Genomic DNA, 12,974 nt, shown 5'->3' on the forward strand with positions numbered 1-12,974 from the left:
TTGAAAGGGGGCGCCGCGCGGAATCAGCGCTTGCGCAGGGTCTTGATGCGGTCGTAGGCGGCATTGAGCTGGCGCGACTTGCGCTCGGCCTGCTGGCGCAGCTCCGGCGCCGCGCCGACCACCTTGTCCGGGTGGTACTGGGACATCAGCCGGCGGTAGGCCAGGTCGATCTCGGCATCGGTCGCCTCGGAGGTCAGCCCCAGCTCGCGGTAGGGGTTTTCCCTGTTCAGCCGGAACCAGTCGGCATCGAAGGCATGCCCCAGCAACAGCCCGACCACGGCCCCGAACAGCGGATTGGGCCTGAACAACAGGGCGCCAGCGATGAATCCGAGCAGTTTTCCGTACCAGCGCATGGTGGTCTGGGCAGCCGAGGCGATAAAGGATCCTCATTTTACGTCACAGCGGGCCCAACCCGCTTTACACTAGGCCGCCCGCTGTCTGTGCGGGCCCTCCGGGTCCCCTGGACAGCTGTCATGACGAAGCCTCAGGAGTGCCCGTGCCGACCACGTTGTTGCAATCCGATCTCCCCGGCCTGCCCTTGCGCCATCGCGGCAAGGTGCGTGATGTTTTCGACATTCCGCGCGACCGGCTCCCCGCCGGCACTCCGCCGGGGGACTACCTGCTGATGGTCGCGACCGACCGTCTGTCAGCCTTCGACGTGGTGCTCCCCGATCCGATTCCCGGCAAGGGCGAAATGCTCTGCCAGGTCTCGAACTTCTGGTTCGCCAAGACCGCACACCTGATGCCCAACCACCTGACCGGCATCGATGTCGCCAGCGTGCTGCCCGAGGGCGTGGATCCGGCCCTGTACGCCAAGCGCGCCGTGGTCACCCGCAAGCTCAAGCCGGTCCCGGTCGAGGCCATCGCCCGCGGCTACCTGATCGGCAGCGGCTGGAAGGACTACCAGCGCACCGGCAAGATCAGCGGCATCGAGCTGCCCGATGGCCTGCGCCAGGCCGAACAGCTGCCCGAACCGATCTTCACCCCCTCGACCAAGGCCGCCGTCGGCGACCATGACGAGAACATCGATTTCGATGCGATGGTCAAGGCGGTCGGTGCGGACCTGGCCGAGCGCGTGCGCGACGCCACCCTGCGCATCTACGCCTTCGCGGCCGAGTACGCCCGCGAGCGCGGCATCCTCCTCGCCGACACCAAGTTCGAGTTCGGCACCGATGCCGACGGGCGTCTGTACATCATGGACGAGATGCTGACGCCGGATTCCTCGCGCTACTGGCCGGCCGACGAGTACGAGGTGGGCACCAGCCCGCCGAGCTACGACAAGCAGTTCGTCCGCGATTACCTGGAGACGCTGGACTGGGGCAAGACCGCGCCCGGCCCGAGCATCCCCGCCGAGATCATCGAGCGCACCCGCGCCAAGTACGCCGAGGCGCTGCAGCGCCTGGCCGGCATCTCGGTCGACTGATTCCCTGCGCCCCCGGCCGACGTGGCCGGGGGCGTTGCCGGGGGTAGTGCCGGCCGCTGGCCGGCAACCTCACGAACTCGGCTATGCTGAGTTGCCGGCCAGCGGCCGGCACTACCGTTGTCCGAGGAAGCGACGCAGTATGCAGACCGCCACCCAGCTCGCACGCCCGATCGACCGCTACTTCGCCAGCTATTCCGACGATCACCGCAATGTGCTGAACCAGCGCATCCACGTCGTGGCCGTCCCGGCGATCCTGTGGTCGGTGATCGGCCTGCTGTGGTGCCTCCCGCCGCTGATCACCTGGTTCCAGAACGGGATCTGGGCCGGCCTGGCGATGTTCGCCGCCTGGTGTTTCTACAACCGCCTCTCGCGCACGCTGGGCTACGGCATGCTGGCGATCTTCTTCGTCAGCGGCTGCGTGTGCCGCCTGCTGGAAGCCGAGATCGGCCTGGTGAACCTGTTCTGGCTGGCCCTGGGGGTTTTTGCCGTCGCCTGGGTCGCGCAGTTCATCGGGCACAAGCACGAAGGCCGCAAGCCGAGTTTCCTGACCGATCTGGTCTATCTGCTGATCGGCCCGCTGTGGGTCCTGGCCAAGGTCTACCGTCGGATGGGTTGGCGCTACTGACCTGTTTTTCCTGAACGAGCGGGCGCGCTCACCGGCACTCCACGCCGGACCGTCCAGCATCGTCCGCAGTGGCCTTTCGAGCGTCGGTCACCGTTCATCTTCGTGCACGCCCCGACCGTCCCGCAGCCCCTGCGACGACTGGTTCCGGACCCGTTTCGATGGCCTCCGGGCGGCCACAATCGGCAAAGTCGAGGGTGGGCCTCCATACGGCCTTCGACGGACCCGAATGGGGCCATGCGCCGCCCCGAAAAAATGAATCAGTGCACGTTAGATGCAATTGAGGGCGTATTCGGGTGTATCGGCAGCAATTGCCTGCCTGTTAGACTGAACGACCTGCTCGTGAATCCCGCATTCCCTGCATGAATCCTAGTCTGCTCCTGCTGCTCGCCCTGCCCTTCCTGATGGCAGTGGCCGTCGCTTCATTCCGCCGCACCTCCCGCTCCACGGCCGCCTGGGTAGCCGCGGCCGCTCCGCTGGGAGGACTGGCGCTGTTGGCGACGATGACCCCGGCGATCATGGACGGCGGGATCGTCCGCAGCTACGGGGAGTGGATTCCGCAGATCGGGCTGGCCTTCTCGCTGCGCCTGGACGGCCTGGCCTGGATGTTCGCCGGGATGGTGCTGGCGATCGGCGCGCTGGTGGTGATGTACGCCCACTACTACCTGAGCGCCCGCGACAGCGCCCACCGCTTCTACTGTTACCTGCTGCTGTTCATGGGCGCCATGCTCGGCATGGTGCTCTCGGGCAACCTGCTGCTGCTGATGGTGTTCTGGGAAATGACCAGCATCAGCTCGTTCCTGCTGATCGGCTTCTGGTCGCACCGCCAGGACGCCCGCGAGGGCGCCCGGATGGCCCTGGTGGTCACCGGCGGCGGCGGCCTGGCCCTGCTCGGCGGCGTGCTGCTGATCGGCCGCATCGTGGGCAGCTTCGAGCTGGACGCGGTGCTCGCCGCCGGCGATCTGATCCGCGCCAGTTCGCTGTACCCGTATGCCCTGTTCCTGGTCCTGGCCGGCATCTTCACCAAGAGCGCCCAGTTCCCGTTCCACTTCTGGCTGCCGCACGCGATGGCCGCGCCGACGCCCGTCTCGGCTTACCTGCACTCGGCGACGATGGTCAAAGCCGGCGTGTTCCTGCTGGCCCGGTTGCATCCGGCGCTGGCCGGCACCGATCTGTTCTTCTATACGGTCAGCGGCATCGGGGCGATCACCCTGCTGATCGGCGCCTGGAACGCGATCTTCCAGCATGACCTCAAAGGCCTGCTGGCCTATTCGACGATCTCCCATCTCGGCCTGATCACCATGCTGTTCGGCCTGTCCACGCCGATGGCGGTGGTGGCCGGCGTGTTCCACATCCTCAACCACGCCACCTTCAAGGCGTCGCTGTTCATGGCCGCCGGCATCATCGACCACGAGACCGGCACCCGTGACATGCGCAAGCTGGGCGGCCTGCGGCGGTTGATGCCGATCACCAGCGCGCTGGCGATCATCGCCTCGCTGGCGATGGCCGGCATTCCGCTGCTCAACGGCTTCCTGTCGAAGGAAATGCTGTTTGCCGAGGCGCTGACCGCGGGTGGCCCGGAAACCATGCGCGTGGTGATGTCGATCGCCGCGCTGCTGGCCGGCGTGTTCGGCGTGGCCTACAGCCTGCGCTTCGTGCACGACACCTTCTTCGGCAAGGGCCCGCACGATCTGGACCGGGTGCCGCACGAACCGCCGCGCTTCATGAAGGTGCCCGTCGAGATCCTGGTGGTGGTCTGCGTGGCCGTCGGCGTCGCGCCGGCGATCACCATCGCGCCGGTGCTGCATGCCGCCGCGTCGTCGATCCTGGGCCCGGCGATGCCGGCCTACAGCCTCTCGGTCTGGCACGGCTTCAATACCCCGTTGATGATGAGCATCGCCGGCGTGATCGGCGGTATCGCGCTGTACTTCGGCCTGCGCCGCCTGATCAACCTGCATGCGGTGGTCAGCCGCAGCATCGGCCGCAACATTTTCCACAAGCAGCTGGACCTGGTGTTCGGCTTCGCCCACCGGCTCACCCAGGGCCTGGCCAACGGCAGCCTGCAACGCATGCTGATGGCGCTGGTGGTGGTGGCGATCATCGTCGCCGCCGCGCCGTTCGTGGCCAACCCGGCCTCACCCAACTGGCCCTCGCCGCAGCCGATCCCGCTGCTGGGGTGGGCGCTGTGGCTGGTGATGATGGCCTGCGCGCTGGGCGCGCTGTTCGTCTACCGGCAGCGCCTGCTGGCGGTGCTGGTGGTCGGCGGCGTCGGCCTGATGGTCTCGCTCACCTTCGTGTTCCTGTCCGCGCCCGACCTGGCGCTGACCCAGCTGCTGGTGGAGATGGTCACCCTGGTGCTGATGCTGCTGGGCATGAACTACCTGCCGATCCAGTCGCCGCCGGAGAAGTCGGTCTGGCGCAAGCGGCGCGATGCGGTGATCGCGATCGTCGCCGGTGGCGGGCTGGCCGCGATGGCCTACACCGCCATGACGTTGCCGCCGAACACCATGGCCGGCGAGCTGCTGGCGCGTGCGCTGCCGGAGGCCTATGGGCAGAACGTGGTCAACGTGATCCTGGTCGACTTCCGTGGCTTCGATACGTTCGGTGAGATCACCGTGTTCGGCATCGCCGCGCTGGTGGTGCACGCCATGCTGCGCCGCTCGCGGATGGCGCCGGAACAGATCATGCCCGGCCCGCCGATCAAGCTGCCGGTGCCGGCCGATCTGGCCCAGGTCATGTTCCCGCTCACCCTGACCGTTTCCATCTTCCTGTTCCTGCGCGGCCACAACGCGCCCGGCGGCGGCTTCATCGCCGGCCTGGTGCTGGCGGTGCCGCTGCTGATCCAGTACGTCATCCAGGGCACCACCTCGGTGGAATCGCGCTTCGGCTTCGATTACATCCGCTGCATCGGTGCCGGCCTGCTGATCGCCATCCTCAGTGGCTGCGCCTCGATGCTGTTCGGCGTGCCGTTCCTGACCAGCGGTCATCTGGACCTGCACCTTCCGCTGATCGGCGAGGTACCGCTGGCCAGTGCGATCGGCTTCGATACCGGCGTGTACCTGGTGGTGTTCGGCGGCGTGATGCTGATGCTCTCGATGATGGGCACGATCAAGCCCTCGCGCACCCGCAACGCCCGCAAAGGCGAGATCGATCCCACCCGCCGTTCGGCAAAAACCGGGGAGATGCACTGATGGAACTGGCCCTGGCAAGCGCCATCGGCGTACTGAGCGCGATCGGCATCTACCTGCTGCTGCGCGCGCGCAGCTTCGATGTGATCCTCGGCATGACCTTCCTCTCGTATGCGACCAACCTGCTGATCTTTGCCGGCGGCCGCCTGGTCCAGGGCAAGGCGCCGGTGCTGCGTGAGGGCATCGACAGCGACCTGGGCAACTACACCGATCCGCTGCCGCAGGCGCTGGTGCTGACCGCCATCGTGATCGCGTTCGCGATGACCGCGGTCAGCATCGTGCTGGCGATGCGCAGCCGCAGCGACAACCACAGCGACCACGTCGACGCGCACGAAGAAGAAGAACTCCCCGCCGATACCGCGCCGGGCCGGGAGGGCGGCGCATGAACCATGCGGTGATCCTGCCCATCCTGATTCCGCTGTTCGGCGCGGCCTGCTCGCTGTTCGTCGAGCATCGCCGCTATGGGCCGAAGGTGCAGCGCACGGTGGCGTGGACCACGCTGACCGCACTCGCCGCCGCCGTCGCGCTGCTGTTCGCGCAGACCGCCGACGGCAGCATCGCGGTGTACCTGCTGGGTGACTGGCCCTCGCGCCTGGGCATCGCGCTGGTGGCCGACCGCCTCTCGGCCTGGATGCTGGTGACCACGCTGCTGCTGGCCATCCCCTGCCTGCTGCATGCCTGCTCGGGCTGGGACCGGCGCGCGCCGCACTTCCACGCATTGTTCCAGTTCCAGCTGGTCGGCCTCAACGGCGCGTTCCTGACCGGCGACATCTTCAACCTGTTCGTGTTCTTCGAGGTGATGCTGATCGCCTCCTACGGCCTGCTGCTCAGCGGCGGGCGCGGCCTGCGCATGCGCATCGGCCTGCACTACGTGGTGTTCAACGTCACCGCCTCGACCCTCTTCCTGATTGCACTCGGCCTGCTGTACGCCTCGCTGGGCTCGCTCAACATGGCCGAGCTGTCCCAGCGCATCGCCGAAGTGCCGGCGTCGCACCTGACCCTGGTCAAGGCGACCATGGGCCTGCTGCTGCTGGTGTTCTGCAGCAAGGCCGCGCTGATGCCCCTCTACCTGTGGCTGCCGGAAGCCTATGCACGTGCACCCGCCGCAGTGGCCGCACTGTTCGCGATCATGACCAAGGTCGGCCTTTATGCAGTGCTGCGGGTCAGCACGCTGTGGTTCGGCGAAGGCGCGGGCCCGATGGCCGGCTACGGCAGCCAGTGGCTGCTCTGGGCCGGCGTGGCGACGCTGGTGCTGGGCGGCCTGGGCGTGCTCGCCGCCGCGCGCCTGCGCGTGCTGATCTCCTACCTGGTGGTGGTCTCGGCGGCGACGCTGTTCATCGCCTTCTCGGTGCGCACGCCGGAAGTACTTTCGGCCGGCCTGTATTACCTGCCGCACAGCACCTTCGTGGCCGCCGCGCTGTTCCTCATCGCCGACCTGATCCGCCGCCGTCGTGGCGGCGCCAGCGACCGCAAGGAAGTCATCGCGCCGATGCCGGGCAAGGAAACGCCTGCCGTGCTGTTCCTGATCGGCGCCGTCTCGGTGGCAGGCCTGCCACCGCTGTCCGGCTTCCTGGCCAAGGCCGCGCTGCTGGCCGGCATGCCGGCGCAGTACACCTGGGCGGTGTGGGCCGCGGTGCTGGGCAGCAGCCTGATGGTGATCGTCGGCCTGACCCGGGGCGGCATCCGCCTGTTCTGGCGCGTACCGGTCGTCGAAGAAGGCGCGCCCAAACCGCGCAAGGCGCCCACACGCACCGTGGAACTGTTCGCCGCCGCGCTGCTGCTCAGCTATGGCATCGCGATGAGCGTGTTCGCCGGTCCGCTGATGCAGCACACCGATGCGATGGCCACCCAGCTGCTGCAGCCGCAGGACTACGTCGGTGAACTGCGCGCCACCACGCCGGAGATCCGCCAGCCATGACGCGCAAGCCTTCCCTGTACAAGCGCATCCTGCCCTCGCCCTCGCTGAGCGTGATGGTGGTGGCGTTCTGGCTGTTGATGTCCGACAGCTTCACCGTCGGCCAGATCGTGCTCGGCATGATCCTGGGCGTGGTGGTGCCGTTGTTCGCGGCGCGGCTGGACCGCGAGTTCGCGCGGATCGGCTCGCTCAAGCCGTTGCCCAAACTGGTGTTCGTGACCCTGTGGGACATCCTGGTCTCCAACATCCGGGTCGCGATCCAGGTGCTGGGCCCGGAGCGCCGCATCCATCCGGGCTTCATCTGGCTGCCGCTGGATATCGCCAACATCCACGGCATCGCCGCGCTGACCAGCATGATCACGCTGACCCCGGGCACCGTCTCGGCCGCGCTGTCGGATGACCGCCGGTACCTGCTGGTGCACGTGCTGCACCTGGATGACCCGGACGAACTGATCCGGCAGATCAAATCCCGCTACGAAGCCCCGCTGATGGAGATCTTCCCATGACCGGACATATGTTCATCCAGACCACGATGGTGGTGTGCATGCACGTGGTCGGCCTGGCCATGCTGCTGGCCACCTGGCGCCTGCTGCGCGGCCCGACCGTGCCCGACCGCATCCTTGCCCTGGATACCCTGTCGGTGACGGCCATCGCCGAGCTGATGCTGTTCGGCATGTACCTCAACTCGGCGGTGTACTTCGAGGCCGCACTGATCATCGCCATGCTCGGCTTCGGCAGTACGGTGGTGCTCAGCAAGTTCGTGCTGCGCCGGGACATCGTCGAATGATCACCTTCATCCAGATCGTGCTGTCGATCCTGCTGCTGTTCGGCTGCTTCTTCATCCTGGTCGGCGCGCTCGGCCTGGTGAAGCTGTCCACGTTCTTCAAGCGCCTGCATGCACCGACCAAGGCCAGCACGCTGGGCGTAGGCTGCGTGCTGGTGGGTTCGGTCTGCTATCACATCTTCCTCGGCGAAGACCCGCAGCCGCGCGAGCTGCTGATCACCGTGTTCCTGTTCATCACCGCGCCGATCAGCGCGCACATGATGGCCAAGGCCGCGCTGTCGCTGCTGATGGAAACCCGGCCGGAGCTGCCGGGCCACAAGACCGCCGAGGAAGAACAGCTGCCGCCGCCGGAACCGCGCCGCGACGACGACGCCGATGATGCGAAGGCGCCCATTTCCCGCGACAGCCAGTAGCGCCGGCCGCTGGCCGGCTGCTTCAACGGTTGGCCGTCAACCCCACACGCCGCCGATCAACGCCAGCTCCAGCGCGATCCACCCCACGAACGCCACCACCAGCACCGCGCCTTCGCGCCGGCTGATCGTCAGGTCACCGCGCAGCATCGGGTAGAGCACCAGCACGAAGGCGATCGCCGCCGGCAGCTCCAGCTTCACGAACGACGCGGGCAGCGCCAGCGGGCGCAGCGCGGCCATGCCGCCGACCACCACCAGCAGATTGAACAGGCTCGAGCCGATCACGTGGCCCAGCACCATGTCGCCCTGGCCACGGCGTGCCGCTGCGACCGCCGCGGCGACTTCGGGCAGCGCGGTGCCGATCGCCACCGGCAGCAGGCCGACCAGCAGCGGCGACCAGCCCAGCCCGGCGCCGAACACCGGTGCGGCCTGCACGATCCAGCGCGCGCCGAGGTACAGGCACACCGCCGCGAACAGCAGCCGCAGGATATTGAGGAACAGCCCGGTGCGGGTCATCGCATAGCCGGCGATGGCCTCGCGCACCGGCTCGGATTCCGCCCGCGCGCGACGCAGCAGGAACACCAGCAGGGCGACGAAGGCGAGCAGCAGCACGGCCCCTTCCCAGCGCGCGATCACGCCATCCAGGCCGAACAGGATCAGCAGCAGGCTGCCCGCCGCAAGGCACACCAGCAGGGGCGAGAGCAGGCGCGCGCGGACCAGCAGCGGCGCGGCCAGGGCCGCCAGGCCCAGGGTCAGCCCGACATTGACGATGTTGCTGCCCACCGCGTTGCCCAGCGCGAGTTCTTCCGCCCCGACCACGAAGGCCCGGGCATTGACCACCAGCTCGGGCAGCGAGGTGCCGAAGGCGACCAGCAGCAACCCCGCCACGAAGGGCGAGGCGCCGAATCGCTGGGCCAGCCCGGAGGCGGCCTTGACGATGGCATCGCCCCCCAGTGCCAACAGCACCAGGCCCAGCATGAACCAAACAGTGGCAGCGATCATCTGGTGCTCCCCGGTGACAGATGTGAGCCGATTCTAGGGCCAGCCCACGCCAAACGGTGAAGGCCCGCCCCGGCGCCTTGGCCGGGGCGGTGCCGGTGGCTCAGGAGCAGCCTTCCACGTAGTCCACCTGCGGGGTCTTGCCGACCCGCCAGGCGGTGACGTTGCCATCACCGTTGATCTCGAAGTTGAGCAGTGCGCCGCCCTCGGTCGCCGGGCGCACGCGCAGGTTGTGGCCTTTCTCGTCGTACTTGTGCGGCGTCAGGTCGCCGCGGTCCGGGTACAGCGTCTGCAGCTGGCCGAGCGACATGCCGACCTTGCCCCCGCCCGGGGCGACGATGCGATCATTGCGCACGTCATAGCGCACCAGGCGCCTGCCTTCGATCATGAAGATCACGTCCTCGGCCTGCGCGCCTTCGGGCCGCAGCGCATGGCAGTAGTCGTCGGCGACCTCGCCCTGCAGCGGTTCCTTCCAGGCCGCCCGTACCTCGTCCAGCGTGCTGCCCAGCGCCACGGGGCCGTAGCCATCCAGGCGCGCCGGTCCCTGCGTTGCCGTGCCCGGTGCCGACGGGGTGGTCGCTGCGGGTGCGGTGTCCGCCGCCGGTGCAGGCACGGCCGCCTCGGCATCGCTGGACGGGGTTTCCGGCGCGCGCCCGCACGCCGCCAAGGCCAGCACCATCCCCAGTGCCATCACGCGTCCCAGCTGTTTCATGCCTGCATCCTCCCGTTGAATGGGCGCAGCCTAGCGCGAGGGCCGTGTGGGCGACATGCACGGGCTCGCTGTCATCCGCGTTTCACCTGCCGCGTTCAGGCTCGGCCTGCACCGCATCGACCCCGCCCCCATGCAACCGCAGAAGACCGATCTCGCCCGCATTGCCCTGCAGGCCCACCGTGCTCCCCTGGACATGCGCCAGCGCCGGCTGTTGATCCTGTGCGACGGCCAGCGTGACCTGGTCCAGCTCGGCCAGCTGGTCGGACCGGAAACTCCGGCGATGGTGATCCAGCTGATCCAGAGCGGGTACCTGGTGTCGCGTGCGGTCGCGGAGGCCGCCGTTGTCACGCCCGCCGCGCCCGCGCCTGGCGTGATGCCGACCGCGGCACCGGTGCCGGTGACCGAACGCCGCCGCTCGCTGGTCGCCGCCCGCATCTACCTGCTGGACATCCTGGAACTGCAGCGTCATCCGCAGGCGGCAGCGCTGTTCCATACCCTGCAGCAGTCGCGCAGCGATGACGCGGTCATGGCCGCGCTGCACGCCGCCCTCGAGGCGCTGCCCGGGCTGACCTCCACCGGCTATGCCGAACGGGTGCGGCAGCGGCTGCTGGAGGTGCTGCCGAAGGAGCACGCCGACCGGTTCCAGATCGCCGTGGTTTGAGACGGTATTGCGGGAATCCGGTTTCGATGAAGAGGTTGAATTGGACGTGGCGAAGGGCTCCGCGCAACGATGAAGGTACATCCGCTGGCGAGGTTTAACCCATGTATGATTCCCAAATAACAGTTAATTGGGAGTCGAGCGTGGTCGATACGATCAGACTGGCGACTGCCCGCGAACTCGCTGAAGCCGGCAGTCTGCGCGAAACGACGGTGACCGCGGAACCGGGTGGCTATGTCGTCACCTTCGCCTTGGAGAACAGCGAACGCGCGTTGGCCACCAAAGATGGGACGCCCCGCATGTTCTCCGGCGTCCACGCGGCCGCACGTGTGCTGGCCCAGCTGGGAATCACACGCTATCGCGTGGACGCCACGGCGACGGCGGGGGCCGAGCCCATGCGCCGCTCACGACCGGATCGGGCACGCGCACTGAAACAGCTGCATGAAGACTCGGCCTATCTGGAGCGCATCCGTGAAGCGGTGGCCGAAGCGCGCGCGGATCCACGGCCGCCACTGTCCAGCACAGAGGCACACCTGCACATGGAGGCGCTGAAAACGCGGCTCGGTGACCAGTTGCAAACGGCATTGAAGCGCCACTCGTCCAAGGAATGACAGTGGCGTGGGGCCGGCAGGCCATCGAGGATCGAGCGAGACAACTCGTTTCGGCTTTCGAGCGCGCCGTGACGCTGCCGGATCCGCACCTGTTTGCCGCAGCCCTCGCGCGCGACAATGCGATTGAGAGCGAAGGTGATGCCTTGGATGGCGCGGCCTTGTATCGCCTCGATGCCATCAAAGGCACGTTTCTGTATGCAACGCGCGATGGACGCTATCTGATCGCCTACCAACGCACGGGCAACGACGTTCACATTGACCGCGTGTTGCCGACCCGCCGCCACTCGGACGGCATCTGAGCATCCGCTCTACCCAGCAAAATTCGCCTTCAACCCCTGCCAGCACTGCTGATACCCGCGCTGGCGGTGCGCCGCCTCCATCGCCTGGGCGGTCGGACGGATCACGCCGCGGGTTTCGAACATGAAGGCCATCGTGTCCTTGATCACGTCCGGCCGGCTCAGGTCGGCCGCGGAGGCCTTCTCGAAGGTCGCCGCGTCCGGGCCGTGGCCGCTCATGCAGTTGTGCAGCGAGGCACCACCCGGCACGAAGCCTTCCGCCTTCGCATCGTAGGCACCATGGATCAGGCCCATGAACTCGCTGGCGATGTTGCGGTGGAACCACGGCGGGCGGAACGTGTCCTGCGCGACCAGCCAGCGCGGCGGGAAGATCGCGAAGTCCATGTTGCTGGTGCCCGGCGTGTCGCTGGGCGAATGCAGCACGAGGAAGATCGAGGGATCGGGATGGTCGTGGCTGATCGAGCCGATCGTGTTGAAGCGGCGCAGGTCGTAGCGGTACGGCGCGTAGTTGCCGTGCCAGGCGACCACGTCCAGCGGCGAATGATCGATGTCCGCGCGCCACAGCTGGCCCTCGAACTTGGCGACCAGTTCGAACGCCCCGTCGATGTTCTCGAACGCCGCATGCGGGGTCTCGAAATCGCGCGGATTGGCCAGGCCGTTGGAGCCGATCGGGCCCAGGTCCGGCAGCTTCAGCAGCGCGCCGAAGTTCTCGCAGACATAGCCGCGCGCGTCGCCATCGGGCAGTTCGACACGGAAGCGCACGCCACGCGGGATCACCGCGATCTGCTGCGGCTCGATCTCGATCACGCCGAGCTCGGTGAGCAGGCGCAGGCGGCCGAGCTGCGGCACGATCAGCAGCTCGCCATCGGCGTTGTAAAAATAGCGGCCCTGCATGTCGCGGTTGGCGGCATACAGGTGGATGCCGACGCCGCCGTGGGCGTCCGGCGAGCCGTTGCCCCCCATGGTGTACAGCCCTTCGATGAAATCGGTGGGCGTGCTGGGCAGCGGCAACGGATCCCAGCGCAGCTGGTTGGGCGAGACCGCGCCATGCGCGAAGTCGCCGTGCAGATGCGGCTGGATGAAGGGGGTGAATTCACCGTGGGTCACCGCCGGGCGGATGCGGTACACCCAACTGCGGCGATTGCTGCCGCGCGGCGCGGTGAACGCCGTACCGGACAGCTGCTCGGCATACAGGCCATGGGCGACACGCTGCGGGGAGTTCCGCCCTACCGGCAGTGCGCCGGGCACCGCCTCGGTGGCGAACTCGTTGCCGAAACCGGTCTGGTAACCGCGCGATGACATCGGGTTGTTCATGGTCCTGCTCCGCCGGAGGCGTGGATGGCAAGGGAATACAGC

At 67.6% G+C, this 12,974-nt stretch carries 15 protein-coding genes; 11 read left to right on the plus strand and 4 right to left on the minus strand.

Features of this window, described 5'->3' with window-relative positions; genetic code table 11:
* Window positions 1–23: 23 nt before the first annotated feature.
* Window positions 24–353, minus strand: a complete 330-nt coding sequence (locus tag AB9O74_RS06375; RefSeq protein WP_123730837.1) for a DnaJ family molecular chaperone — start codon at window positions 351–353, stop codon at window positions 24–26.
* A gap of 143 nt (window positions 354–496) precedes the next feature.
* Between AB9O74_RS06375 and AB9O74_RS06380 the strand changes: the two genes are divergently transcribed.
* From AB9O74_RS06380 to AB9O74_RS06415, 8 genes are all read left to right on the plus strand, one after another.
* Window positions 497–1,423, plus strand: a complete 927-nt coding sequence (locus AB9O74_RS06380) for a phosphoribosylaminoimidazolesuccinocarboxamide synthase (RefSeq protein WP_176987958.1) — start codon at window positions 497–499, stop codon at window positions 1,421–1,423.
* A gap of 139 nt (window positions 1,424–1,562) precedes the next feature.
* The gene (locus AB9O74_RS06385) at window positions 1,563–2,048 is read left to right on the plus strand and encodes a DUF962 domain-containing protein (RefSeq protein ID WP_176987957.1); all 486 of its coding nucleotides are present in this window, start codon (window positions 1,563–1,565) and stop codon (window positions 2,046–2,048) included.
* Between the two features lie 359 nt (window positions 2,049–2,407).
* Window positions 2,408–5,236: a monovalent cation/H+ antiporter subunit A gene (locus AB9O74_RS06390; protein WP_176987956.1), complete on the plus strand. Its 2,829-nt coding sequence runs from the start codon at window positions 2,408–2,410 to the stop codon at window positions 5,234–5,236.
* Complete coding sequence (locus AB9O74_RS06395) at window positions 5,236–5,619, plus strand: Na+/H+ antiporter subunit C (protein ID WP_019185295.1); 384 nt, start codon at window positions 5,236–5,238, stop codon at window positions 5,617–5,619. The genes AB9O74_RS06390 and AB9O74_RS06395 overlap by 1 nt, the downstream gene beginning before the upstream one ends.
* On the plus strand, window positions 5,616–7,151 hold the full coding sequence (locus AB9O74_RS06400) for a monovalent cation/H+ antiporter subunit D (protein ID WP_123729955.1): 1,536 nt from the start codon (window positions 5,616–5,618) through the stop codon (window positions 7,149–7,151). Before AB9O74_RS06395 ends, AB9O74_RS06400 begins: the two co-directional genes overlap by 4 nt.
* Entirely contained in the window at window positions 7,148–7,654 is a 507-nt protein-coding gene (locus AB9O74_RS06405; RefSeq protein WP_176987955.1) for a Na+/H+ antiporter subunit E, read from the plus strand. The genes AB9O74_RS06400 and AB9O74_RS06405 overlap by 4 nt, the downstream gene beginning before the upstream one ends.
* Complete coding sequence (locus AB9O74_RS06410; protein WP_019185292.1) at window positions 7,651–7,935, plus strand: K+/H+ antiporter subunit F; 285 nt, start codon at window positions 7,651–7,653, stop codon at window positions 7,933–7,935. The genes AB9O74_RS06405 and AB9O74_RS06410 overlap by 4 nt, the downstream gene beginning before the upstream one ends.
* On the plus strand, window positions 7,932–8,345 hold the full coding sequence (locus AB9O74_RS06415; RefSeq protein WP_369348788.1) for a Na+/H+ antiporter subunit G: 414 nt from the start codon (window positions 7,932–7,934) through the stop codon (window positions 8,343–8,345). The genes AB9O74_RS06410 and AB9O74_RS06415 overlap by 4 nt, the downstream gene beginning before the upstream one ends.
* A gap of 36 nt (window positions 8,346–8,381) precedes the next feature.
* Here the strand turns inward: AB9O74_RS06415 and AB9O74_RS06420 are convergent, their stop codons facing one another.
* Window positions 8,382–9,344 carry a calcium/sodium antiporter gene (locus tag AB9O74_RS06420; RefSeq protein WP_369348789.1) on the minus strand — a complete coding sequence of 321 codons (963 nt, stop codon included), beginning with the start codon at window positions 9,342–9,344 and terminating at the stop codon, window positions 8,382–8,384.
* Between the two features lie 100 nt (window positions 9,345–9,444).
* Window positions 9,445–10,053 (minus strand): hypothetical protein, encoded by a 609-nt coding sequence (locus tag AB9O74_RS06425; protein WP_369348790.1) that lies wholly within the window; start codon window positions 10,051–10,053, stop codon window positions 9,445–9,447.
* A gap of 130 nt (window positions 10,054–10,183) precedes the next feature.
* Here AB9O74_RS06425 and AB9O74_RS06430 point away from each other — a divergent pair, with 130 nt between their 5' ends.
* The 3 genes from AB9O74_RS06430 to AB9O74_RS06440 all read left to right on the plus strand — a co-directional run bounded on the left by AB9O74_RS06430 (window position 10,184) and on the right by AB9O74_RS06440 (window position 11,621).
* A complete protein-coding gene (locus tag AB9O74_RS06430) occupies window positions 10,184–10,714 on the plus strand; it encodes a hypothetical protein (protein ID WP_369348791.1) in 531 nt (176 codons plus the stop codon).
* Window positions 10,715–10,854: 140 nt separating this feature from the next.
* Window positions 10,855–11,322 (plus strand): hypothetical protein, encoded by a 468-nt coding sequence (locus AB9O74_RS06435; protein WP_369348792.1) that lies wholly within the window; start codon window positions 10,855–10,857, stop codon window positions 11,320–11,322.
* 68 nt (window positions 11,323–11,390) lie between these two features.
* Window positions 11,391–11,621 carry a hypothetical protein gene (locus AB9O74_RS06440; protein ID WP_346488665.1) on the plus strand — a complete coding sequence of 77 codons (231 nt, stop codon included), beginning with the start codon at window positions 11,391–11,393 and terminating at the stop codon, window positions 11,619–11,621.
* A 9-nt stretch (window positions 11,622–11,630) separates the two neighbouring features.
* On the opposite strand, the gene hmgA is transcribed toward AB9O74_RS06440, so the two are convergent.
* Window positions 11,631–12,932 (minus strand): homogentisate 1,2-dioxygenase, encoded by a 1,302-nt coding sequence (gene hmgA / locus AB9O74_RS06445; RefSeq protein WP_369348793.1) that lies wholly within the window; start codon window positions 12,930–12,932, stop codon window positions 11,631–11,633.
* Window positions 12,933–12,974 lie beyond the last annotated feature (42 nt).

The organism is Stenotrophomonas sp. JAG2 (assembly GCF_041080745.1).
In the GTDB taxonomy this organism is placed as follows: domain Bacteria; phylum Pseudomonadota; class Gammaproteobacteria; order Xanthomonadales; family Xanthomonadaceae; genus Stenotrophomonas; species Stenotrophomonas maltophilia_AA.

Excerpts from the sequence above, each read along its gene's own strand:
- AB9O74_RS06395 (WP_019185295.1), top strand. The coding sequence starts at position 5,236 with ATGGAACTGGCCCTGGCAAGCGCCATCGGCGTACTGAGCGCGATCGGC.
- AB9O74_RS06375 (WP_123730837.1), bottom strand. The coding sequence starts at position 353 with ATGCGCTGGTACGGAAAACTGCTCGGATTCATCGCTGGCGCCCTGTTG.
- AB9O74_RS06415 (WP_369348788.1), top strand. The coding sequence starts at position 7,932 with ATGATCACCTTCATCCAGATCGTGCTGTCGATCCTGCTGCTGTTCGGC.
- AB9O74_RS06420 (WP_369348789.1), bottom strand. The coding sequence starts at position 9,344 with ATGATCGCTGCCACTGTTTGGTTCATGCTGGGCCTGGTGCTGTTGGCA.
- AB9O74_RS06425 (WP_369348790.1), bottom strand. The coding sequence starts at position 10,053 with ATGAAACAGCTGGGACGCGTGATGGCACTGGGGATGGTGCTGGCCTTG.
- AB9O74_RS06405 (WP_176987955.1), top strand. The coding sequence starts at position 7,148 with ATGACGCGCAAGCCTTCCCTGTACAAGCGCATCCTGCCCTCGCCCTCG.
- AB9O74_RS06430 (WP_369348791.1), top strand. The coding sequence starts at position 10,184 with ATGCAACCGCAGAAGACCGATCTCGCCCGCATTGCCCTGCAGGCCCAC.
- AB9O74_RS06385 (WP_176987957.1), top strand. The coding sequence starts at position 1,563 with ATGCAGACCGCCACCCAGCTCGCACGCCCGATCGACCGCTACTTCGCC.
- AB9O74_RS06400 (WP_123729955.1), top strand. The coding sequence starts at position 5,616 with ATGAACCATGCGGTGATCCTGCCCATCCTGATTCCGCTGTTCGGCGCG.
- AB9O74_RS06390 (WP_176987956.1), top strand. The coding sequence starts at position 2,408 with ATGAATCCTAGTCTGCTCCTGCTGCTCGCCCTGCCCTTCCTGATGGCA.
- AB9O74_RS06410 (WP_019185292.1), top strand. The coding sequence starts at position 7,651 with ATGACCGGACATATGTTCATCCAGACCACGATGGTGGTGTGCATGCAC.
- hmgA (WP_369348793.1), bottom strand. The coding sequence starts at position 12,932 with ATGAACAACCCGATGTCATCGCGCGGTTACCAGACCGGTTTCGGCAAC.